At 71.7% G+C, this 21,904-nt stretch carries 20 protein-coding genes and 2 tRNA genes; 3 read left to right on the top strand and 19 right to left on the bottom strand.

What is annotated here, in order from left to right; translation table 11 throughout:
- Positions 1-17 precede the first annotated feature (17 nt).
- The 4 genes from ACZ6BB_RS08530 to leuS form a co-directional block, all read right to left on the bottom strand.
- Positions 18-1,085: a ComEA family DNA-binding protein gene (locus tag ACZ6BB_RS08530; protein WP_471614532.1), complete on the bottom strand. Its 1,068-nt coding sequence runs from the start codon at positions 1,083-1,085 to the stop codon at positions 18-20.
- 402 nt (positions 1,086-1,487) lie between these two features.
- Complete coding sequence (locus ACZ6BB_RS08525; protein ID WP_471614531.1) at positions 1,488-2,333, bottom strand: DegV family protein; 846 nt, start codon at positions 2,331-2,333, stop codon at positions 1,488-1,490.
- A 93-nt stretch (positions 2,334-2,426) separates the two neighbouring features.
- Positions 2,427-3,206 (bottom strand): hypothetical protein, encoded by a 780-nt coding sequence (locus tag ACZ6BB_RS08520; RefSeq protein WP_471614530.1) that lies wholly within the window; start codon positions 3,204-3,206, stop codon positions 2,427-2,429.
- Positions 3,207-3,419: 213 nt separating this feature from the next.
- Positions 3,420-6,299, bottom strand: coding sequence for a leucine--tRNA ligase (gene leuS / locus ACZ6BB_RS08515; RefSeq protein WP_471614529.1), 2,880 nt, complete (start codon positions 6,297-6,299; stop codon positions 3,420-3,422).
- Between the two features lie 492 nt (positions 6,300-6,791).
- Between leuS and ACZ6BB_RS08510 the strand changes: the two genes are divergently transcribed.
- On the top strand, positions 6,792-8,153 hold the full coding sequence (locus ACZ6BB_RS08510) for a cytochrome b/b6 domain-containing protein (RefSeq protein WP_471614528.1): 1,362 nt from the start codon (positions 6,792-6,794) through the stop codon (positions 8,151-8,153).
- Positions 8,150-9,763 carry an NADH-ubiquinone oxidoreductase-F iron-sulfur binding region domain-containing protein gene (locus ACZ6BB_RS08505; RefSeq protein ID WP_471614527.1) on the top strand — a complete coding sequence of 538 codons (1,614 nt, stop codon included), beginning with the start codon at positions 8,150-8,152 and terminating at the stop codon, positions 9,761-9,763. The genes ACZ6BB_RS08510 and ACZ6BB_RS08505 overlap by 4 nt, the downstream gene beginning before the upstream one ends.
- 165 nt (positions 9,764-9,928) lie before the next feature.
- Here ACZ6BB_RS08505 and ACZ6BB_RS08500 read toward each other — a convergent pair.
- The 10 genes from ACZ6BB_RS08500 to ACZ6BB_RS08455 form a co-directional block, all read right to left on the bottom strand.
- A tRNA-Ala gene (locus ACZ6BB_RS08500) sits at positions 9,929-10,001 on the bottom strand.
- 245 nt (positions 10,002-10,246) lie between these two features.
- Positions 10,247-10,480 carry a hypothetical protein gene (locus ACZ6BB_RS08495; RefSeq protein WP_005479297.1) on the bottom strand — a complete coding sequence of 78 codons (234 nt, stop codon included), beginning with the start codon at positions 10,478-10,480 and terminating at the stop codon, positions 10,247-10,249.
- A 3-nt stretch (positions 10,481-10,483) separates the two neighbouring features.
- Positions 10,484-10,654 (bottom strand): hypothetical protein, encoded by a 171-nt coding sequence (locus tag ACZ6BB_RS08490; RefSeq protein ID WP_471614526.1) that lies wholly within the window; start codon positions 10,652-10,654, stop codon positions 10,484-10,486.
- Between the two features lie 221 nt (positions 10,655-10,875).
- A tRNA-Ala gene (locus ACZ6BB_RS08485) sits at positions 10,876-10,948 on the bottom strand.
- A 128-nt stretch (positions 10,949-11,076) separates the two neighbouring features.
- Entirely contained in the window at positions 11,077-11,745 is a 669-nt protein-coding gene (locus ACZ6BB_RS08480) for a histidine phosphatase family protein (protein ID WP_471614525.1), read from the bottom strand.
- Complete coding sequence (gene rsfS, locus ACZ6BB_RS08475) at positions 11,742-12,188, bottom strand: ribosome silencing factor (protein WP_471614524.1); 447 nt, start codon at positions 12,186-12,188, stop codon at positions 11,742-11,744. The genes ACZ6BB_RS08480 and rsfS overlap by 4 nt, the downstream gene beginning before the upstream one ends.
- A 165-nt stretch (positions 12,189-12,353) precedes the next feature.
- The gene (locus ACZ6BB_RS08470; protein WP_471614523.1) at positions 12,354-14,222 is read right to left on the bottom strand and encodes an LCP family protein; all 1,869 of its coding nucleotides are present in this window, start codon (positions 14,220-14,222) and stop codon (positions 12,354-12,356) included.
- Positions 14,223-14,238: 16 nt separating this feature from the next.
- A complete protein-coding gene (gene nadD / locus ACZ6BB_RS08465) occupies positions 14,239-14,949 on the bottom strand; it encodes a nicotinate-nucleotide adenylyltransferase (RefSeq protein WP_471614522.1) in 711 nt (236 codons plus the stop codon).
- A 58-nt stretch (positions 14,950-15,007) separates the two neighbouring features.
- Positions 15,008-15,175: a hypothetical protein gene (locus ACZ6BB_RS08460; RefSeq protein ID WP_189781409.1), complete on the bottom strand. Its 168-nt coding sequence runs from the start codon at positions 15,173-15,175 to the stop codon at positions 15,008-15,010.
- A 176-nt stretch (positions 15,176-15,351) separates the two neighbouring features.
- Positions 15,352-15,522, bottom strand: a complete 171-nt coding sequence (locus ACZ6BB_RS08455; RefSeq protein ID WP_471614521.1) for a hypothetical protein — start codon at positions 15,520-15,522, stop codon at positions 15,352-15,354.
- A 98-nt stretch (positions 15,523-15,620) separates the two neighbouring features.
- Between ACZ6BB_RS08455 and ACZ6BB_RS08450 the strand changes: the two genes are divergently transcribed.
- Positions 15,621-16,745 carry a M48 family metallopeptidase gene (locus ACZ6BB_RS08450; protein WP_471614520.1) on the top strand — a complete coding sequence of 375 codons (1,125 nt, stop codon included), beginning with the start codon at positions 15,621-15,623 and terminating at the stop codon, positions 16,743-16,745.
- Between the two features lie 70 nt (positions 16,746-16,815).
- Here the strand turns inward: ACZ6BB_RS08450 and ACZ6BB_RS08445 are convergent, their stop codons facing one another.
- The 5 genes from ACZ6BB_RS08445 to proB form a co-directional block, all read right to left on the bottom strand.
- A complete protein-coding gene (locus ACZ6BB_RS08445) occupies positions 16,816-17,886 on the bottom strand; it encodes an SCO2583 family membrane protein (RefSeq protein WP_471614519.1) in 1,071 nt (356 codons plus the stop codon).
- Positions 17,887-18,010: 124 nt separating this feature from the next.
- Complete coding sequence (locus ACZ6BB_RS08440; RefSeq protein ID WP_471614518.1) at positions 18,011-18,607, bottom strand: SCO2584 family spore wall biosynthesis protein; 597 nt, start codon at positions 18,605-18,607, stop codon at positions 18,011-18,013.
- Positions 18,608-18,728: 121 nt separating this feature from the next.
- Complete coding sequence (locus ACZ6BB_RS08435) at positions 18,729-20,015, bottom strand: glutamate-5-semialdehyde dehydrogenase (RefSeq protein WP_471614517.1); 1,287 nt, start codon at positions 20,013-20,015, stop codon at positions 18,729-18,731.
- 122 nt (positions 20,016-20,137) lie between these two features.
- On the bottom strand, positions 20,138-20,605 hold the full coding sequence (locus ACZ6BB_RS08430; RefSeq protein ID WP_471614728.1) for a hypothetical protein: 468 nt from the start codon (positions 20,603-20,605) through the stop codon (positions 20,138-20,140).
- Positions 20,606-20,766: 161 nt separating this feature from the next.
- Positions 20,767-21,873, bottom strand: a complete 1,107-nt coding sequence (gene proB, locus ACZ6BB_RS08425; RefSeq protein WP_471614727.1) for a glutamate 5-kinase — start codon at positions 21,871-21,873, stop codon at positions 20,767-20,769.
- Between the last annotated feature and the right edge of the window lie 31 nt (positions 21,874-21,904).

Raw genomic sequence — 21,904 nt, 5'->3', positions numbered from 1 at the left:
GTCCCTCTCCCTCGTGCTCATGGCCGGACGAGGTCGCGCAGGTCGGCGAAGCGGCGGTCGCCGATGCCGTTCACCTCGCGCAGTTCGTCGACCGACCGGAAGCCGCCGTGCCGGGTGCGGTGGTCGATGATGTGCTGGGCGAGGACGGGGCCGACGCCGGGCAGGGTGTCCAACTGGTCGGCGGTGGCCGTGTTGAGGGAGACGGGGGTCGCGGGTGCGGCCCCGGTGACGGCGCCCCCGGTGCCGGCCGTACCTGCCCCGGACGTCACGCCGGGCCCGTTCAGTGGCGCCGGACGTCCTACCAGGACCTGTTCGCCGTCCACGAGGATGCGGGCGCGGTTGAGTCCGTCGGTGTTCGCGCCCGGTCGGACACCGCCCGCCGCCCGCAGCGCGTCGGCGACCCGGGAGCCGGCCGGCAGCCGTTGGATGCCCGGCCTGCGCACCTTCCCGCCGACGTCCACCACGATCGACGGCCCGGTCGAGGCGATCGCTCCGGCGGAGTCGCCCGGCACAGCCGCCGTCCGGCCTTTCCCGGGCTCGCCGAACGAGGCCGCCGAACCTCCCGGAAAGTCCGGGGCGCCGGCCCGTACGATCTCGGGCGCGCTCACGGACTGGGTCCGGCCCACCCAGAAGTGCTGTGCCGCGAACACCGCCGCGACGAGCAGCACCACGCTCAGCGCGACCACGCTCTTCCGTTCGGTGGCGCACCGCACCTGCAACCACAGCGGCAGCCGCTCCCGCAGGGCGGGCCCCATCCGCTCCCGCCACGCACTTCTCGTCTCCCGCTCGGCTACGCCGAAGCCGGCGTCCCGCCCGGACGCGGACCTGTCGGGGCCCATTGCCGTGTCGGCGGCAGAAGCCTCGTCTACGGCCGCAGACCTGTCGACGGCCGTAGACCTGTCCACGGCATCGGCATGCCTGCCCGTGACGGCGGCGTCCCCGCCGGCGACAGCTGCACCGGCGGAGGCGCCGCGTCCCCCGGCGTGACCACGGACAGCCCTGCCTCCGCCGCCGGGGCCGACCCTTCGCCCGCCGGCAGAGCACGCGCCTCCGCCGGGGCCGGGGCCGGCGCCCTGCCCATCCACAGCACCCTCCGCACCGAGCCCCCGGACGGCAGAGCCCCCGCTCGCTCCCCTCGTCGTCCCTTCGGGCGGGCCCGGCGGCCCGTGTCCCCATTCCCTTGGCTGCCCGGCGCGCTCGGGGAACAGTGCCTCCGCGCGCAGGCGGAGCGTCTGCGCCGCTGCCCGGCGGCGGTCGGCCCTGCTCCCGGGCTGTCGAGGGCGGTGCCGGTCGCGGCCGTCGGAGGACGGGCCGCGGCCCGGACCGCTGGTGGGCGTCGAGTTGCGTGAACGTGGTCGAAGTGCCATGCGACGAGGATCGGGCAACGTCACCCACCGGCGATGATCTTGCTCAATTCCGGTGGATTACTCCCCGGTTGTGGACAACTCCGTCACCCACACGAGCGGTGAACCGCTCGGTGATCCGGCTCAGCGAGGTGAGACGACCGCCCCCAGCAGCCCGGGTCCCGTGTGCGCCCCGATCACCGCCCCGACCTCGCTCACGTGCAGGTCGGCCAGTCCGGGCAGCCGGGCCCGCAGCCGTTCCGCGAGCGCCGAGGCCCGTTCGGGCGCGGCGAGGTGGTGGACGGCGATGTCGACGGGCGCGCTGCCCGCCCGCTCGGCGACGATCTCCTCCAGGCGGGCGATCGCCCTGGACGCCGTGCGGACCTTCTCCAGCATCTCGATGCGGCCGCCGTCGAGCTGCAGCAGCGGCTTGACGGCGAGCGCGGAGCCGAAGAGTGCCTGTGCCGCGCCGATCCGTCCGCCCCGGCGGAGATACTCCAGGGTGTCGACGTAGAAGAAGGCGGAGGTGCCCGCGGCTCGCTTCTCGGCGGCGGTGACGGCCTCGTCCACCGTGCCGCCCGCCTCGGCGGACTCGGCGGCGGTGAGGGCGCAGAATCCCAGGGCCATGGCGACCATCCCGGTGTCCACCACGCGTACCGGCAGGGGTGCCTCGCGGGCGGCGAGCACGGCGGCGTCGTAGGTGCCCGAGAACTCGGCGGAGAGGTGGAGGGAGACGATGCCCGTGGCGCCCGACTCCGCGACCCTGCGGTAGGTCTCCGCGAAGAGTTCGGGGCTGGGGCGGGAGGTGGTGACGGATCGTCGTTTCTGCAGTGCCTGGGCCAGGGACCGTGCGGAGATCTCGGTGCCCTCGTCGAGTGCCTGGTCACCGAGGACCACGGTCAGGGGCACCGCGATGATGCCGTGACGCTCCATCGCCGGCGGCGGCAGGTAGGCCGTGGAATCGGTGACGATCGCGACATGGCGGGACATGAGCTGGAGGTTACCCGCCGAGCGCCGCCGACGGCAGCCCGGCCCCTGTCACCCGCGGCCGTGCGGGGCGGGCCGACCGGCGGACGGGCCGGATCAAGTCGTGCTCTCCGGGCGGGGCTTCTTCTGCCACGGGTACGTCGGCCGTGCGCTGGGCGGGGGGATGGCGGGCTGGGGCGGCCCCTCGGCACCACGGGCCTCACCGGCACGGGACTCACGGGGCTCGTCCCCGCGCGGGTCGGCCGGGCGGGAATCGGGGGTCTCCTGCCAGGTCTGTCCCGTGGAGGCGGCGGCCTCGGGCTTGGGCGCCTCGGGCCATACCGAGGCGGGTTCCGTCGTCCAGTGCCGCAGTGCGCCCGCTTCGACGTCGATGCGCGCGCTGAGCGTGTCAAGGTCGTCCTCGGCGAACTTGCGGGCCCGGTCGTGCGCGGCCCAGCGCAGCGAGTCGGCGGACTTCACGACCCGCTCCGTGCGCTCGCGCAGCGCGGGCAGGCGCTGGGCCAGCTTGCTCCGGTCCGGTTCGGGCTCCAGGCGCCGGAGTTCGTCGTCCAGCTCCCGGCCGTGCTTGCTGAGCTGCTCGAAGAGGGCCAGGGACTCCTTCAGGGACTCGTCCTCGCCCACTCCCGCCTGCAACGCTTCCTGGGTGGCCCGCATAGACGTGCGCAACTTCAGCCGCAGATCGGCCAGTTGACCCGCCGGTCCGGGCTGGGCCAGGCTTCTGGCGCGCAGGGTGGTGTCCTCGACGGTCCGCTTGGCCTGGGTGATCGTACGGTCCACGCCGCGCTTGGCCGCGCCGACCGCCTTCACCGTGGCGTAGACGCCCAGCACCACGAGCAGCACGAAGAACAGGGCGACGACTGCGATGACGGCTTCCACGACGCGCTCCTCCTCCGACCGGCGCGCATGTGCTGCGGCGCTCTTCAACGGTAAACGCAACGGGCAGGTCCCGAGTTCCACCGGAACCCGGAACCTGCCCGTAGGGGACGACCCCGAACCACTGCGGACGGCAGCCGCGGGGCGACCCGCACCGATCCGTCACCCGACGGCAGCCGACCCGCTACCGCCCGTGGTCCCGCGGGGCGCGCCCGCTCACGTGACGATGTTCACCAGCTTCGGCGCCCGCACGATGACCTTGCGGATCGGTGCGCCGGCCAGCGCCGCGACCACCTTCTCGTCGCCCAGGGCCACCTTCTCCAGTTCCTCCTCGGAGATCTCCGGCGACACCTCCAGGCGGGCCTTGACCTTGCCCTTGATCTGGACGACGCAGGTGACGGCCTCGTCGACGACGTACGCGGGGTCGGCGACGGGGAAGTCCCGGTGGACGACCGAGTCGGTGTGGCCCAGCCTGCGCCACAGTTCCTCGGCGATGTGCGGGGCCAGCGGCGCGACCAGCAGGACCAGGGCCTCGGCGACGGGGCGGGACACCGGGCCGCCCGCCTTGGTCAGGTGGTTGTTCAGTTCGGTGACCTTGGCGATCGCGGTGTTGAACCGCATGCCTTCCAGGTCCTGCCGTACGCCGTCGATGGCCTTGTGCAGCGCGCGCAGGGTGTCCTCGCCGGGCTCGGTGTCCACGACGGTCACCTCGCCGGTGGCCTCGTCGACGACGTTGCGCCACAGCCGCTGCAGCAGCCGGTACTGGCCCACCACCGCGCGCGTGTCCCACGGCCGGGAGACGTCCAGGGGACCCATGGCCATCTCGTACAGCCGCAGCGTGTCCGCGCCGTACTCCTCGCAGATCGACTCGGGCGTGACGGCGTTCTTCAGGGACTTGCCCATCTTGCCCAGCAGGCGGCTGACCTTCTCGCCCTGGTAGAAGTAGGCGCCGTCGCGCTCCTCCACCTCGGCGGCCGGCACGGCGAAGCCACGGCTGTCGCGGTAGACGAAGGCCTGGATCATGCCCTGGTTGAACAGCTTGTGGAACGGCTCGGCCGAGGAGACGTGTCCCAGGTCGAACAGGACCTTGGACCAGAAGCGCGCGTACAGCAGGTGCAGCACGGCGTGCTCGGCGCCGCCGACGTACAGGTCGACGCCGCCGTGCGGCTGTCCCTCGCGCGGGCCCATCCAGTAGCGCTCGATCTCGGGGTCGACCAGCTTCTCGGAGTTGTGCGGGTCCAGGTAGCGCAGCTCGTACCAGCAGGAACCGGCCCAGTTGGGCATGGTGTTGGTCTCGCGGCGGTACGGGCGCGGGCCGCGTCCGTCACCCAGGTCCAGGGTGACGTTCACCCAGTCCTCGTTGCGTGACAGCGGCGTCTCGGGCCGGGTGTCGGCGTCGTCCGGCTCGAAGGTGCGCGGCGAGTAGTCCTCGACCTCGGGCAGCTCCAGCGGCAGCATCGACTCGGGCAGCGGGTGGGCGATGCCGTCCTCGTCGTAGACGATCGGGAAGGGCTCGCCCCAGTAGCGCTGGCGGCTGAACAGCCAGTCGCGCAGGCGGAAGTTGACGGTGCCCTGACCGATTCCGGTCCGCTCCAGCCATTCGGTGATGCGCGCCTTGGCCTCGACGACACCCAGGCCGTCCAGGGAGACGCCCTCACCGGTGGAGTTGATGATCTTCGCGTCGTACGAGGCGAAGGCGTCCTCCCAGGTGGAGGTGTCCGTGCCGCGGCCGTCGGTGGGCTCGACGATGCAGGTGATCGGCAGTTCGAAGGCGCGCGCGAACTCGAAGTCCCGCTGGTCGCCCGCCGGTACGGCCATGATCGCGCCGGTGCCGTAGCCCATCAGGACGTAGTCGGCGATGAAGACCGGGATCCGCTCGCCGTTGACGGGGTTGGTCGCGTACGAGCCGGTGAAGACGCCGGTCTTGTCCTTGGCCTCGGCCTGCCGCTCGACGTCGGACTTCGAGGCGGCCTGCGCGCGGTAGGCGGCGACGGCGTCGGCGGGGGTCGCGTGACCGCCGGTCCACACGTCGTGGGTGCCCTCGGGCCAGGCGTCCGGGGTGAACTTGTCGACCAGCGGGTGTTCGGGGGCCAGGACCATGTAGGTCGCGCCGAACAGGGTGTCGGGGCGGGTGGTGAAGACCGTGATGTGCTCGCCGTCGACGGGGAAGTCGACGCGGGCGCCCTCGGAGCGGCCGATCCAGTTGCGCTGCTGCAGCTTGATGGCCTCGGGCCAGTCCAGCTCGTTCAGGTCGTCCAGCAGCCGGTCGGCGTAGGCGGTGATGCGCATGTTCCACTGGCGCAGCTTGGCCTTGAAGACGGGGAAGTTGCCGCGCTCGGAGCGGCCGTCGGCGGTGACCTCCTCGTTGGCCAGCACGGTGCCCAGGCCGGGGCACCAGTTGACCGGTGCGTCGGAGGCGTACGCCAGGCGGTACTCGCCCAGGACGTCGGCGCGTTCGGCGTCGCTCAGCGCGCTCCAGGAGCCGCCGCCGGGCAGCGCGCGCTCACCGGACTCGAACTGGGCGACCAGTTCGGCGATCGGGCGGGCCCGCTTCGCCTCGTCGTCGTACCAGGAGTTGAAGATCTGCAGGAAGATCCACTGGGTCCACTTGTAGTAGTCCGGGTCGATCGTGGCGAACGACCGGCGCTTGTCGTGGCCCAGGCCCAGCCGGCGCAGCTGGGACTTCATGTTGGCGATGGCCGCTTCGGTGGTGACGCGGGGGTGCTCGCCGGTGGCGACGGCGTGCTGTTCGGCGGGCAGGCCGAAGGCGTCGAAGCCCAGGGTGTGCAGGACGTTGTGGCCGGTCATCCGCTGGAAGCGGGCGGAGACGTCGGTGGCGATGTAGCCCAGGGGGTGGCCGACGTGCAGTCCCGCACCGGAGGGGTACGGGAACATGTCCATGATGAACTTCTTGGGCTTGGCGGCCAGCTCGGCGTCGCCCGCCAGGTCGCCCGTGGGGTTGGGGGCGGCGTAGGTGCCCTCGGCGTCCCAGAAGTCCTGCCAGCGTGCCTCGATGTCGGCCGCGACGGTGGCCGTGTAGCGGTGGGGGCTGGCGTCCGCCGCCACGTCAGCGGCGGCGGGGTTCGTCTCGCTCATGATCCTCAAGGCTCCATCGATCGTCTCTGCCAGCGGCTGTGTCGTCAGGAAACGAAAAATCCCCTCACACAGGAGGGGACGCCGCGCCGATGCCGACCATGCCGTCTCGTCGGCGGTCGGGACTGATCAGCGCGGCTCACTAAGCAGAAGGCGTACGGCACGCATGCGTTCAGGGTACCGCAGCCCCCACAGCCGTCGCGACGAGGCTGCGGCCGCCGACGGGTGCGGACCAGCGGCGTGTCCGCCACACGTTCCAGCCAAAAAAGTTGAACTTTATTCAAAACTTACTTCGCGTAACAACCACTAACGGGCATCCCCGATGTGAGATTGGTCCTGGGTAACAGCGCAATAACTCAAACCTCGTACCGCTCGGTATTGCCACCACTTACAGTTCGACGACGGGACCGCTTTCCCGAACTGTTCGGAGTTGCCCCCATGAACCCTCGTCGCAGTAACAGCTCGCTGCCCCAGACCGGCCGTTCGGCCTACGGGATGGCTACGGCTGCCGCTCTGCTGCTGATACCCGTAAGTGTGCTGGTCGGAGGTGACGCCTACCGGGAATTCCTCGACTTCGGAGCGGGCGTGCTCTCGCTCGTCTCGTTGACCTGCTCGGTGCTCTGGGGACTCGTCGCCCAGGACCGGACCCTGCTCACCGTGCGCCAGCGCATCATCGGCCAGGCCGTCCACCGGACGACAGCCATCGCCTCGGTCGCGTTCCTCGTGCTGCACGTGACGGTCAAGCTGGCGCTGAACCACGTCTCCGCGATCGCCCTGTTCCCCTTCGCCCTCGGCGTGACGGGCACGGGAGCGCTCATCGGCTTCGGCGCGACCGCCGGCTCCATGATGGTCTTCGTCGCCATCACCGGCGCGCTGCGCAGCAACTTCGCGTCCCCGGCGCCGGTCGCGGCACGCTGGCGCGCGATGCACATGATGGCCTACCCGGCCTGGTGTTTCGCGCTCGTGCACGGACTCTACGCGGGTCGCGAGGCCAAGCCGGTCTTCGTGATCCTCTACTCCGCGGGCCTGCTCGCCGTCGCCGCCGCCCTGCTGCTGCGCGCCGCGCCGCGCGAGGTCAAGCGCCAGGTGGTCGAGCGGGTCGCCGCCGTCCTCGGCACCGGCGGCCAGCGACCCCCCGAGGTCGACGAACTGGTGAAGTCCCGCGCCGCCCGGCAGGGCATGGACGAGGCCGGCGGCGGTCGCCGCGAGGGCGGCCAGCGCGAGGGCGGCCGGCGCGAGGGCGGCCGGCGCGACCAGATGCGCGACAGCGGCCAGTTCCCGCTGCCCGGCTTCGGCGGCGGACAGGGCAACCCCCCGCTCGGCGACCCGCTGGTGCCCCCGCAGCGCGGGGCGGCGGCCGCCGCCGACAGCGGCCCCGGTTTCGCGGCCGCGTACCGCGCGGTGTCGATGACCCCGCGCGCCCAGGAGCCCACGGCGGCCTACCTGACCCAGCAGCAGCCGCCGTTGGACATGCAGCCCACCCAGGCCATGCCCCGGATGGACGACGGCTCGACCACGGGGAGCACCCGCTGGCCGGCCCCGTCCCCGCCGCCGGTCGGCGAGGCGCCCCCGTCGTCGTACGACCCGATGCAGGACACGTTCGCCGGACAGCCGCTGGGCGGGCAGAGCTACCCGGGCCAGACGTTCCCGGGTCAGACCTACCAGGGCGAGACGTACAACACGGGCGCTTCCGAAACTTCCTACGGAACCGCTGAGACGAACGCCCCCTACGGCACGTACAACCCGAACGACACGTACAACAGCGGTCCCGCCACTGAGTCGCTGTCCGGCTACGAGGACTACAACCAGCCGGGCTCAGGCGAACCCTGGAACGCGCCTTCCGGAGGATTTAAGTGAACGAGGCCCTTCCCGACGTCCCCGAAGTCCGAGTGGTGGGCCTTCCCCAGCTCACCTCGGGCTTCGACCTCGTCGAGAGACTCGACCTCCCCATGCACCTCAAGGTGCACGGTCCGCTCGAACCGATGGGCGGCGAGGCTCTCGCCCAGTTGTCCGAGCGGATCAATCTCAAGGGCAGGGGCGGCGCGGGCTTCCCGTTCCACAAGAAACTGCGGTCGGTCGCCGAGTCGGCGATCAAGCGCGGCATCCGGCCCGTCGTGGTCGTCAACGGCAGCGAGGACGAACCCGCCTGCCGCAAGGACACGGTCCTCATCAACCGTGCCCCGCACCTCATCCTGGACGGCGCCCTGCTGGTCGCCGAGGCCCTGGGCGCCCGTCAGCTGGTCATCGGGGTGACACGTGAATCCACCGAGCGGTCGATGGAGGCCGCCCTCGCCGAGCGCGGGCTGAGCAACCGGCGCGGCGCCGCCATCCGCGCGAGCGTCCAGCGCAACCCGGTCCGGATGGTCACCGGCGCCGCCGGCTCGCTGATCCGTTCCATCGACGGCGGGCCGCCCATTCCGCCGGGGCGCAAGACCAGCGCGTCCAAGAGCGGTGTCGGCGGCGCGCCGACCCTGCTCTCCAACGCCGAGACCTTCGCCCAGCTCGCCATCGGCGCCCGCATCGGCTCCGAGCGGTACGGCAACACCGGCCTGTACGACGAGCCGGGCACCGTCATGCTCACCGTCTCCGGCGCGGTCGCCCGCCCCATGGTGATCGAGGCGCCCACCGGCGTGCCGCTGCGCTACATCCTGCAGCTCGCCGGCGCGCCGCCGGTCCCGCAGGGCGTGCTGACCGGCGGCTACCACGGCAAGTGGATCGACGCGGCGACGGTGAACGAGGCGGTCGTCTCGCGCAACTCGCTGGACGCGGTGGGCGGTGCGCTCGGCGCGGGCGCGATCCTGCCGATCAGCCAGGACACCTGCCCGCTCGGCGAGTCGCTCCAGGTCGCCAAGTGGCTCGCCGAGGAGAGCGCGGGCCAGTGCGGCCCCTGCTACCTCGGTCTGCCGGCCGCCGCGCGCGGCATGGAGGACATCCTCAACGGCGGCGGTCCGGCCGCCCTGGAGGCCCTCAAGCAGGTCGCGAAGAACGTCAAGCGGCGCGGCGCGTGCTCGCACCCGGACGGTTCCGCGATGTTCCTGGAATCGACCATCAAGGCGTTCACGGACGACCTCGCCGCGCATGTCCTCGGCAACGGCTGCGGCCGGCCCGTCGAGGGCGTGCTGCCGCTCTTCGAGGGCGGCAGGATGCCCACCGGCATCCCGGGCGGCGCCGCCGAGGAGGAGACCGGCAGCCGACAGAAGATCTTCGTCGACTGGACGCTCTGCCGGGGTCACGGCCTGTGCGCCGACATCCTTCCCGAGGTCTTCCAGCTCGGCGCCGACGGCTTCCCCACCGTCGCCCAGGCGAAGGTCCCCCAGTACGCCGAGGCCAAGGCCCTGCGTGCGGTGCGTCGCTGCCCCGCGCTCGCCCTGCGCCTGGAGGAGGACAACCGCGCCTCCGCCCCGTCCCGGAACCTCCCGGTCCTCTCCCAGGGCCGTGGCCGCCGGGCCCTGGGCAGCGGTCGCTGACACACGGAACGGCGGAGGGCGGGCCACCCCGGTCGGGGTGGCCCGCCCTCCGCCGTCGGATCACGATCGGATTTCCGCCGGATCGCTGGCGGACTGCCGCCGGTTCATCGCCGGTCTGGCGCCAACAACGCAAAGACCCCGTCCACTTGGACGGGGTCTTCTCTGTGGAGCTAAGGAGAATTGAACTCCTGACCTCCTGCATGCCATGCAGGCGCTCTACCAACTGAGCTATAGCCCCTTGCTTCGCTGTCCGCCCGGTCTCCCTGGCGACGACGCCAACATTACCGGTCCCCCACGCGCACCACCAAATCGATTCCGGCGGACACACACCGGGGGTCGATTTACCCGAGAATGCCGGATTTGCAACCACCGCTTCCCCGCCCGCCGTTCATGCCCCACCGCCCACGGCCGCGACAAGGCCCCCGGGGCGGCCCTGGAGGCCCCGCGGCGGACAGAAGCAGGGCAGGGATGCGGAGTTGGCGCTCAGGCCGTCACGAACGAGTAGAAGCGCTTGAGCGTGCAGTGCTCTTCGAGGAGCCGGCCGTAGATCGGCTCACCCTCCAGTTCGCGGTACGTCTCGATGGGGTCGCCTTTTATGATCAGCGCCCGTGCGCATTCCTCGCACCAGTACTGGTAGTCGGCGTTGACGGGCTCCATGTCGCGGACGATGGGCGTGCCGCTGCCGCACCAGTCGCACTTCCTCCTGTGTGCACCCATCGTTCAGCTCCAGCTGTGGCCGCAGGCCGTGCACACGTAGGAGATCCCTCCGTCGTCACCGAGGACTTGGGCCACGCGGAGCGAGCCGCAGGAAGGGCAGAGGAGGGTGGTCTTGCTCCGCATCACCACCTTCGCGGGAAGGTCGTGGACCCTCCCGCGGATGCTCGCAGGCATCGCTTCTCCCTCCCGTCGGGCCGCGCCCCCTTCCGGCCGTTTGATTCTGCCACGGCCGGACCAATACGGTCAGCGACGCCTTCGTACCAGTCCGGACGAGGACGGGAAGAAGACGTCGCAGAGCTATACGCCTCCGGGACGGTGACTGCTCAAGAAGGGACGCAGGTCACACACGAAAAATCCCGCTCCCTCGCGGGAACGGGATCTTCTGTACCGATCTGTGGAGCTAAGGAGAATTGAACTCCTGACCTCCTGCATGCCATGCAGGCGCTCTACCAACTGAGCTATAGCCCCTTGTGTCACGCGGTGAACCGCGTGGTGTCCGGTCCCGCTCGGCGGGGCGAACAAGAAGAACTTTAGCCTGCGACCAGCCGGAAAGTGAAATCCGGGCCGCGGCCCCGGTGCGGGGCCGCGTACGGGAGTCAGTCGTCGTCGCCGAGCACCGGCTCGGGCAGCGTGCCGGCGTTGTGCTCCAGAAGCCGCCAGCCGCGGGCGCCCTCGCCGAGGACGGACCAGCAGCAGTTGGAGAGGCCGCCGAGGCTCTCCCAGTGGCGGGGCTCCAGACCGAGGAGACGCCCGATGGTGGTGCGGATGGTGCCGCCGTGGCTGACGACGACGAGCGTGCCGCTCTCCGGGAGCTTGTCGGCGTGCCGGAGCACCACGGGGGCGGCGCGGTCGGCGACCTCGGTCTCCAGTTCGCCGCCGCCGCGGCGGATGGGCTCGCCGCGCTTCCACGCGGCGTACTCCTCGCCGTGCCGGGCGATGATCTCGTCGTGGGTGAGCCCCTGCCAGACGCCCGCGTAGGTCTCGCGCAGGCCCTCGTCGTGGCTGACCTCCAGGCCGGTGAGCGCGGCCAGCTCGGCGGCCGTGTCGGCGGCACGCCGCAGGTCGGAGGCGACGATCGCGTCGGGCCCCAGGGAGGCGAGCAGCCGGGCGGCGCGGCGGGCCTGTCCGAGGCCGGTCTCGGTCAGCTCGACGTCCGTGGTGCCCTGGAAGCGGCGCTCCACGTTCCACGAGGTCTGGCCGTGCCGCCAGAGGATGAGGCGGCGGCCCTTCCCCTTGCGTGCGGCCGCGTCGGTGCCCGCGGTCACCGCAGCTCCTCATCCAGCTCGGCGTCCTCCTCGGCGGCGCGCAGCTTGGCGTGCTCCTCGCCCTTGCCCCGGGTGGCCTTGGCGTCGGCGGGCAGTTCCAGCTCGGGGCAGTCCTTCCAGAGCCGCTCCAGGGCGTAGAAGACCCGCTCCTCGCTGTGCTGGACGTGCACGACGATGTCGACGTAGTCCAGCAGTACCCAGCGGGCCTCGCGGTCGCCCTCGCGGCGGACCGGCTTGGCGCCGAGCTCCTTGTTCAGCCGCTCCTCGATCTCGTCGACGATCGACTTGACCTGGCGGTCGTTGGGCGCGGAGGCGAGCAGGAAGGCGTCCGTGATGGACAGCACATCGCTGACGTCGTACGCGATGACGTCGTGCGCGAGCTTGTCGGCGGCCGCCTGCGCGGCGGTGTTGATGAGCTCGAGGGAGCGGTCGGTGGCGGTCACTACGCGGCTTTCGGTCGTCGGTCAGGAACCCTCACGGGCTACCCCAAGGGTCTCACGGCCCACCGGCGCCGCCCCACGTGTTAATCGATCAGGCCCCGCAACGACGCCGGTGCGGCGGCTCCGGGGCCTGATGTCGATCATGCCGACGGGGTCGGCCCGGTGTGGTCAGCCCGTGGTCCCGGTCGTTCCCGTCGTGCCCGTGGTTCCTGTGGCGCCTGTCGTGCCCGTCGCGCCGGTGGTTCCCGTCGTCCCGCCCGGGCCGGTCGTCTCGTAGTTCTGGCCGAGTACGACCGAGACGTCGGCGTTGGAGGTGGTCTCGCCCTTCTTCACGGCGCCGGCCGGGAGGCCGAGGGTCTTGGCGACCTCGACGGCGTCCTGTTTGCGGGACGCGTCGGAGTAGGTGACCCGGGAGGCGGCCTCGGGGGTGGCGGTCGTGCCGGCGTCGAGGAAGGTGTAGCCGCCGTTGAGGACGACCACGCGGGCCTGTTCGGTGGCGTCCTTCTCGCCGGTGGCGTTGCGGATGCCGACGCGGACGGCGTCCCCGGCGTCGGGGCTCTTCGCGGCGCCGCCGAGCAGGTCCTTGACCACGCTGTCGGAGTCCTCGGCCCTGAGCGTGCCGTCCTGCTGGACGGGCAGCAGCTCGGTCGCGTAGTCGCCGCCCTTGGCATGGTCGGCGAGCTTGGCGAGGAAGGTCCCGAGGTCCTTGTCGCTCAGCGAGGGGTCGAGGATCTGGGCCAGCGTCTGCACGGTGACCGTGGCGGCCTGCGCGTCGGACGACAGCTTGCGCAGGACACCCCGCATGACCTGCCCGAACCGCTTGAGCTGCGCGTCCTGCGACTCGCCGGACGCCCGGTAGGTGGCGTAGGCGACGGCCATCTTGCCGCTGAGGGTCTGCGCCTTGCCCTTGGTGACGAGGGGGGCCGCCCCCTTCTTCTTCGCCTCGGGGTCGGGCACGTTCGCGTTCGTGTCGATGTCGATGTTGCCGACGAGCCCGACGAGGTTGTTCAGGTAGGGGGTGTCCAGCCGCCAGGTGCCCTCGATGTCGGTGCCGAGGACGGTGTCGAGCGCGTCACGGGTGCCGGAGGAGCCGTCGTCGTCGACGGACTTGGCGAGGGTGGTCGTGGTGCCGTCGTCGGCGGTGAGGGCGAGGGCGTTGGGGATCAGGACGGTGGCGCCCCGCTCGGTGGTGGTGTTGTTCACGAGCAGCGCCGTGGAGGTGCCGCCCCCCTTGGTGTCGTGCAGGTGGACGACGATCACGTCCCGTTTCTGGGCGGCCGCCGAGGTCGTGGTGCCGGTCCGCTGGTCCGGGGAGGAGCCGGGCAGCATGCCCGCCCACCACAGGCAGCCGACCCCGCCGACCGCGACGAGGGCGAGGACCACCACCAGGGCGACCAGTCGGCTCTTGGCCCGCCGCTTGGCCTCCTCGCGGCGCTCGGTGCGGTTCTCGGTGAAGTTCAGCCAGTCGATGACGTCCTCGGAGTCACCGTCGGGCTCCTCGACGAAGGCGAACTGCTCGGTGCGGTAGTCCGGTCCGGCCGAGTCCGGTCCGGCGGAGTCCCGTCCGTCCCCGTCCCGTCCCGTGTGCTCCCGTCCCGTGGCGTCCGTGCCGGCCGGGTTCCGGTCCGGGAAGGCGTCGTCGGCCCGCGGCCCGCTCTCCTCGGCGGTCCCGGGCGGCGCCGACTGCTGCGGGATGTAGGCGCTCTGTCCGGTGACGGGCGTCTGCAGGCCGGTGACGGCGGTCTGCCCGTAGGGGTCGTACGGGTCGTAGGCGGGCGCGGGTGCGTGCTGACCCGGGTCGTAGCCCGTGCCGTACCCCTGGGCGGGATGCTGCTGGACCTGACCGGTGGCGTACGGGTCGTAGCCGTAGCCCTGGCCGTACCCCTGGGGGACCTGCGTCCCGTAGGGGTCGTACGCCTGTTGCTGAGACACCGGCTGGGCGGGCACCTGCCGGTACACCGGCTGCCCGAACTCGTCGTAGCCGACGAGTTCGTAAGCCTGGTCGCCTCCGTAGCCGGCGTCGTATCGGTCGTTCACCGGTGCCCCTCTCGGCTCACTCGCCGCGGTACAGCTGCCGCTTGTCGATGTAGCGCACCACACCGTCCGGCACCAGGTACCAGACGGGATCGCCCTTGGCGACTCTCGCACGGCAGTCCGTGGAGGAGATGGCCAGTGCGGGCACCTCGACCAGCGAGACCCCGCCCGCGGGCAGGCCCGGGTCGGCCAGGGTGTGCCCCGGACGGGTGACCCCGATGAAGTGCGCGAGGGAGAAGAGCTCCTCGGCGTCGCGCCAGGTGAGGATCTGGCCGAGCGCGTCGGCGCCGGTGATGAAGAAGAGGTCCGAGTCCGCGTTCAGCTCGTGCAGTTCGCGCAGGGTGTCGATGGTGTAGGTGAGGCCCTTGCGGTCGATGTCGATGCGGCTCACGGAGAAATGAGGGTTCTCGGCCGTGGCGATGACCGTCATCAGATAGCGGTCCTCGGCCGCCGAGACCGACTGGTGCGACTTCTGCCACGGCTGGCCGGTCGGCACGAACACGACCTCGTCGAGACCGAACCGCGCGGCGACCTCCTGGGCCGCCACGAGGTGCCCGTGGTGGATCGGGTCGAACGTTCCGCCCATGACGCCGAGACGGCGGCGGCCGGGTGCAGATGGACGGTTTCCCGGTGCGCCGGGGGCGCTGCCGGCCCGGCCGTCCGCGGTGTCGTGCGCCTGGTCCGCCGCCTTGTCGTGCTCGGGACCGGTAGGCATGTCCTGCTCTCCCATGCGTGGAGAGCCTACCGGCCCGGCCGACACGCACCGTTCGAACGTCTTTTTGCGCGGATTAGCGATCGCGGTTGAAACGGGTGGTGATCCACAGCAGCAGCATCAGGGCGAAGAAGGCTCCGCCGCCGGTCAGGTAGGGGCTCAGGCTCTCGTGGTTGCCGCCGTGCTCCCCGCCGCCCTCGGCGGCGAAAGTGACCAAGTCGGCAGCGGTGCTGTGGAAGCTCATCGTCGGCGTGACCTATCCGGTGGTGGGATCGGGATGAAGACCCGCCCATCGTAAGCGGGAGCCTTCGCCGCGATCACGCCGACTCCGCCCAGGAGTGAACGCGGGCGGCGCCGGGCGCGTACTCCGCGTGCGAGCAACCGTTCGCGCGCGCGTGACGTCCTTCCCGTCGGCGGGCGTCAGTCGTCCCGCTTGTATCCCCGCAGCAGGAACCACGCCATCAGGACGGAGCCCAGGACCATCACGATCAGCACCACACGCAGCAGGTTGCCGGCTCCCTGTTCCTTCGCGGCGGCGTCAGCGGCCTCGGTGAGCCAGGCGGACGCGGTCAGGTGCGGGAGATGCCCCATGAGATCGCTCCTTACGGTTGATGCCCTGCCACGGTAACTCCGCCTAGGCTGGACCCCGCTTCGGGGGCAACTTGGGCAAACAGACGCATGGGGGAAACATGCCGGAAGACAGCCACGAGCAGAACGGGCGCGAGAACGTGCCGAGCAGGCAGCGCAGGCGCTTCGAGGGGATCTCCTCCCGGGCGTACGAACACCCCGCGGACCGCTCGGCGCTGGTGGCGCTGCGCAAGCTCAGCGGCTTCGACACCGTGTTCAAGGCACTCAGCGGCCTGCTGCCGGAGCGCAGCCTCAGGCTGCTGTTCCTGTCCGACTCCGTACGGGTCTCGGACCAGCAGTTCACCCACCTCAACGACATGCTGCGGGACGCGTGCTACATCCTGGACCTGGAGAAGGTCCCGCCGATGTACGTGAACCAGGACCCGCAGCCGAACGCGATGTGCATCGGCCTGGACGAGCCGATCATCGTCGTCACCACCGGGCTCGTCGAGCTGCTCGACGAGGAGGAGATGCGGGCCGTCATCGGGCACGAGGTGGGCCACGCGCTCTCCGGGCACTCGGTGTACCGCACGATACTGCTCTTCCTGACGAGCCTCGCCGTGAAGATCGCCTGGATCCCGCTGGGGAACCTCGCGATCATGGCGATCGTGACCGGGCTGCGCGAGTGGTTCCGCAAGTCGGAGCTGTCCGCCGACCGCGCGGGTCTTCTGGTCGGGCAGGACGTCCAGGCGTCGATGCGCGGTCTGATGAAGATCGCGGGCGGCAACCACCTGCACGAGATGAACGTGGACGCGTTCCTCGCGCAGGCCGAGGAGTACGAGGCCGGAGGCGACCTGCGCGACTCCGTCCTCAAGATCCTCAACGTGCTGCCCCGCTCGCACCCCTTCACCGCCGTGCGCGCGGCCGAGCTGAAGAAGTGGGCCGAGTCCCGCGACTACCAGCGGATCATGGACGGGCACTACCCGCGGCGCAGCGAGGACAAGGACACCTCGGTGACCGACTCCTTCCGTGAGTCGGCCTCGCACTACACGAGCAGTGTGAAGAACTCCAAGGACCCGCTGATGAAGCTGGTCACCGACATCGCGGGCGGCGCGGGCGACCTCGGCGGCCGGGTCCGCCGCGGCTTCGGCAACGCCACGCGCGGCGGTGGTGGCACGGCCACCGACGAGGGCCGGGGCGGCGGCACGGACACCGCCACGGAGGACAGGCGCCGCGACGAGGAGTGACGCACGGCAGCACTGCCGGTGGGTGGGGCCGGCCGCGCGAACCGCGCGGCCGGCCCCACCCGCATGTGGCTCACACCTTCGGCTGGGCGCTCCGCGCGAGGGTGCCGCAGAGGGCCGTGGCGGCGCCCGTGCCGTACGGGTCGGTGCCCGCGGAGGGGCCGCCCGCCTTGGCGGTCTGACCGGCGAGGAGGGGGCGCAGATGGTTCGTGGTGTCGTCGGCGCAGGCCAGCGGCCCGGCCTGGACGTAGGAGACGACGACCTCGACCTGGTGGGTGCGCAGGTCGTCCTGGTCGAAGCGGAAGTGCAGCTCGCGCCGGACGGTGAACAGCGAGGCGTCGGCGTCGGCCTTCTGGCCGGGTGGCCGCAGCGCGTACACCAGGGTGTGGGCGGCGACGACCTCCAGGGTGCCGGAGTCGAACTCGGCGGCCTGGAGGGTGCCCTGGACACGGATCCGGTGGTCGGCGAGTGTCGCGCGGGACGGGTCGAAGCGGACGAGCCAGCCGGTGGGCGCGTGCCGTCCGTCGGCCGTCGGACGGTCGAAGCTCTGCTGGAACTGGTCGAGCTGCTCGGAGTCCAGCAGCCGTCGCACGGGCTGGACGGTGGTGCCGCCGAGCACCTCCGGGTCGAGTGCGGAGGCGACCAGGTACTCCTTGGCGATGGTCAGCGCGGCGACGACCTGGCTGTCGGTGAAGTGGGCGGTGCGCCGGGTGGCCGGCATCGTGATGCCCTCGGCGCCGATCCGGAACTGGGCGGCCGGGCTGTGCGCGTACAGCGTCTCGGCGTTCTCGGCGCCGGGCACGGCGGACTGCGGGGACAGCGGGATCACGGTCATCCGCAGTGGCTCGGTGGGCTTGGCGGCCGGGGTGTCGTACGGGTGGCGGACGCCCATGTAGATCGCGGTGCCGAAGGCGAGGGCGACCAGCAGCACGAGGACCAGGACCTGCCGGGAGAGGCCGCGGCGGACGGCTGGGCGGCGCCGGACGGCGGGGGCGTGGTCGGAGAGGCGCTCGTGGGCGGAGAACTCCTGGATGCGGGCAGCGCGGACGAACGACTCGTCGAAGACGACGGATCGGTATTCGTCCTCTCCACCGCCGGGGGCGCCCTCAGGAGTCCCCTCAGGTGGGTTTCCTGGCCCGCCCATACCTTGAGAGTAGGTCTTGGGGAGCTTCGGTAAACGCGTCGGTACACGACAACTTCTGACAGGTCCTCACCAGGTTCGCCCATACGGGGCGGGCCGTCCTCCGGGCCCGGCGGAGGCCCTGTTTTCAGGGGGTGCGGGGGTCCGCGGACACCGCCGGCCGGGAGAAGTCCGCGGAGGCGGAGGGGCCGGTCGGGATGCCCTGCTCGACGCCGGTGGTGGCGGGGGGCGGGATCCGTTCGCCGCGGCCGGAGGAGGAGCCCCGGTAGACGGCGGTGAAGGCCAGCGCGACCATGCCGATGCCCATCACGAGGGCGAGGATCCAGGCGACGGGCCGGTGCCAGCGGGTCTGCTTGCCGTACGGCCTGCCGTAGGCCCCGTCGGCGCCGTAGCGGGCCTCCAGGACCTCGGGGTCGTCGAGGTCGTCCAGGTCGTCGTCGCGGCCGTGGCCGAAATGCGGGCCGAAGCCGTCGCCGTAGCGGTCGTCGTCGCCGTGCACCCCTCTGGAGCGTGAGCGGCGGGCCTCGGCCTCCTGGGCCGCGGCGCGGGCCTCCGCGGCCGCGAGCAGGCGCTCGACCGCGGTCGGCTCATGGACCACGGCGGACCGTACGAAGTCCTCGTCGAAGACCACGGAGGCGAACTCTTCGTCCATACCCCCGCGGTCGCGGTCGTCGTCGGGCTCCCAGCCGTCAGGGAACGGCGTGCCCCCCACGTCCTCCGGCACGGTTCCAGAGTAGACCGGGGTGGTCAATTTGGGCAGACGGTAAGGAAATTCATCCGTTCCGCCGACCGGGTGGCCGGGCCGATCGCGGGAACGGTCCGGCACGCCGGGGGCCCGCGTCCGGCTAGCGGCGGATGTGTCCGTCGCCGGTGACGATGTACTTCGTGCTGGTCAGCTCGGGCAGGCCCATCGGGCCCCGGGCGTGCAGCTTCTGCGTGGAGATGCCGATCTCGGCGCCGAAACCGAACTGACCGCCGTCGGTGAACCGGGTCGAGGCGTTGACGGCGACCGTCGTGGAGTCGACCAGCTGGGTGAAGCGGCGGGCGGCCTGCTGGGAGGTGGTCACGATCGCCTCCGTGTGGCCGGAACTCCAGAGCCGGATGTGCTCCACGGCCCGGTCGAGCGAGTCGACGACGGCGGCGGCGATGTCGTACGACAGGTACTCGGTCTCCCAGTCCTCCGTGGTGGCCTCGACGACCGTGGCCCGGCTCTCCTTGGCGTAGGCGAGGACGCGCTCGTCGGCGTGCACCGTCACGCCCGCGTCGGCGAGTGCGTCGAGGGCGCGGGGCAGGAACTCGGGGGCGATGTCCTGGTGGACGAGGAGGGTCTCGGCGGCGTTGCAGACGCTGACGCGGTGGGCCTTGGAGTTGATGAGGATCTCGATGGCCGTGTCGAGGTCGGCGCCGGCGTCGACGTAGACGTGGCAGTTGCCCGTACCGGTCTCGATCACCGGGACGATGGACTCCTCGACGACCGTGCGGATCAGGGAGGCGCCGCCGCGCGGGATGAGCACGTCGACCAGGCCGCGGGCGCGCATCAGCTCGCGGACGGAGTCGTGGCTGTCACCGGGGACGAGCTGGATGGCGTCGGCGGGCAGGCCCGCGCCGCCGACGGCGTCGCGCAGGACCCGGACGAGGGCGGCGTTGGACTCGTAGGCGGAGGACGAGCCGCGCAGCAGGACCGCGTTGCCGGACTTCAGGCAGAGGGCGGCCGCGTCCACGGTCACGTTCGGGCGGGCCTCGTAGATGATGCCGACGACGCCGAGGGGGACGCGGACCTGGCGCAGGTCGATGCCGTTGGGGAGGGTGGAGCCGCGGACGACCTCGCCGACCGGGTCGGGCAGCGCGGCCACGTCCCGGACGTCGGCGGCGATGGCGCGGATCCGTTCCGGGGTGAGCGTCAGCCGGTCGATGATGGCCTCGCTGGTGCCCGCCGCACGGGCCCGCTCGATGTCCTTGGCGTTGGCCTCGACGACGTCGCTCGTACGGACCTCCAGCGCGTCGGCGATGGCGAGCAGCGCGTCGTCCTTCTCGGCGCGCGGGAGCGGCGCGAGGTCGGCGGCTGCGGCCTTGGCGCGGTAGGCGGCCCGAGTGACCGGCGTCATGGAGTCGTACGGAGAGAGCGAGGTCATACAGGAAGGGTAGTGCGCCCGGCGGAGGGGTTCAGTGCGTGGTCCGAACCGCGAGACACCCCGCGCGGGGCGCCCCGGCGGCGGGCCGGGCTCCCCTTCCGGGCCGCGAGGCCGCGGGGTGGTCAGAAGGGGTGGACCCCTACGGGTGTCGCCGGGGGCGACCCGTACCCCTCGGCGATCCGCTGGTGGTACGTCTGGCGGTCGATGACCTCCAGGCCGACGATCTCCCAGGGCGGCAGCCCGGCCGTCCGGCGGTGCTCGCCCCACAGGCGCAGGGCGACGGCGGCCGCGTCGTGGAGGTCGCGGGCCTCCTCCCAGTAGCGGATCTCGGCGTGGTCGTCGGCGTAGCGGCTGGTCAGCAGAAAGGGGTGGTCGTGGGCGAGCTGTTCCAGGCCGCGCCGCACCTCCTTGAGGGGGGCCTCGGCCCCGGAGACGCTCAGCGTGACGTGCCACAGCCGGGGCAGGTCCTGCGGCTTCTCGGCGCTCTCGCCCTCGTAGGTGTCCGAGGCGGCGACGCTGGTGAGCTTGCGCTCCTCGCCGACCGCACGGGAGGGACCACCACCGCGGGACGCCGCGGCCCCGGGGCGCACTCGTCTCACGACGGCCTCCTTCGCAACGATTTCGAGCTTCGCAACAGGTCGTGCGGAATCTCCCTGCGTCAAAGTTGAGCAGGCTCAGGGGCTTCGTGTGGCGGTTTTACGGAACGTGCACCGCGGGGGGCCGTGCTCTGCTCCCTCCACGGGGCCGCTGGTCAGGGGTGCAGGAGGACGAGGTCGTCCCTGTGTACGACCTCTCGTTCGTACGCGGGACCCAGCTCGCGCGCCAGTTCCCGGGTCGAGCGGCCGATCAGCCGGGGGATCTCCTTGGCGTCGAAGTTCACGAGGCCGCGGGCGACCGCCCGGCCCGTGCCGTCACGCAGTTCCACGGGGTCACCGGCGGTGAAGTCGCCCTCGACGCCGCCGATGCCGGCCGGCAGCAGCGATGTGCGGCGCTCGACGACCGCGCGGACGGCCCCGTCGTCGAGGATGAGCGCGCCCTGCGGGGTGGAGGCGTGCTGGAGCCACAGCAGCCGGTCGGCGGACCGTCTGCCGGTGGGGTGGAAGTAGGTGCCCGTGTCGCGGCCGCCGAGCGCGTCCGCCGCGTGGACGGCGCTGGTCAGGACCACGGGGATGCCCGCGCCTGTGGCGATCGAGGCGGCCTCGACCTTGGTGACCATGCCGCCGGTGCCCACGCCCGCCTTGCCGGCGCTGCCGATCTCCACGTGCGCGAGGTCCTCGGGCCCCCGTACCTCCGCTATCCGCGACGTGCCGGGCTTGGCGGGGTCCCCGTCGTACACGCCGTCCACGTCCGACAGCAGGACCAGCAGGTCCGCCCGGACGAGGTGGGCGACGAGGGCGGCGAGGCGGTCGTTGTCGCCGAAGCGGATCTCGTCCGTGGCGACGGTGTCGTTCTCGTTGACGACCGGCAGCGCGCCCATCGCGAGGAGCTTGTCGAGGGTGCGGGAGGCGTTGCGGTGGTGGGCGCGGCGGCTCATGTCGTCGGAGGTGAGGAGCACCTGGCCGACGCGGATGCCGTAGCGGGCGCAGGAGGCCGTGTAGCGGGCCACGAGCAGGCCCTGGCCGACGCTGGCGGCGGCCTGCTGGCGGGCGAGGTCCTTGGGCCGGCGGCGCAGGCCCAGCGGCGCGAGCCCGGCGGCGATGGCGCCGGAGGAGACCAGCACGACCTCCCGCTCTCCCCCGCTGCGGGCCTTGGCGAGGACGTCCACCAGGGCGTCCACCCGGTCCGCGTCGAGGCCGCCGGACGCCGTCGTCAGTGACGAGGAGCCCACCTTGACGACGATCCGGTGCGCCTCCGCCACTGCCTGCCTTGCCGCTGACACGCCTATCCCC

This window comes from Streptomyces sp. NPDC041108 (genome assembly GCF_055592645.1).
This window is presented reverse-complemented; position numbering and strand designations above follow the sequence as displayed.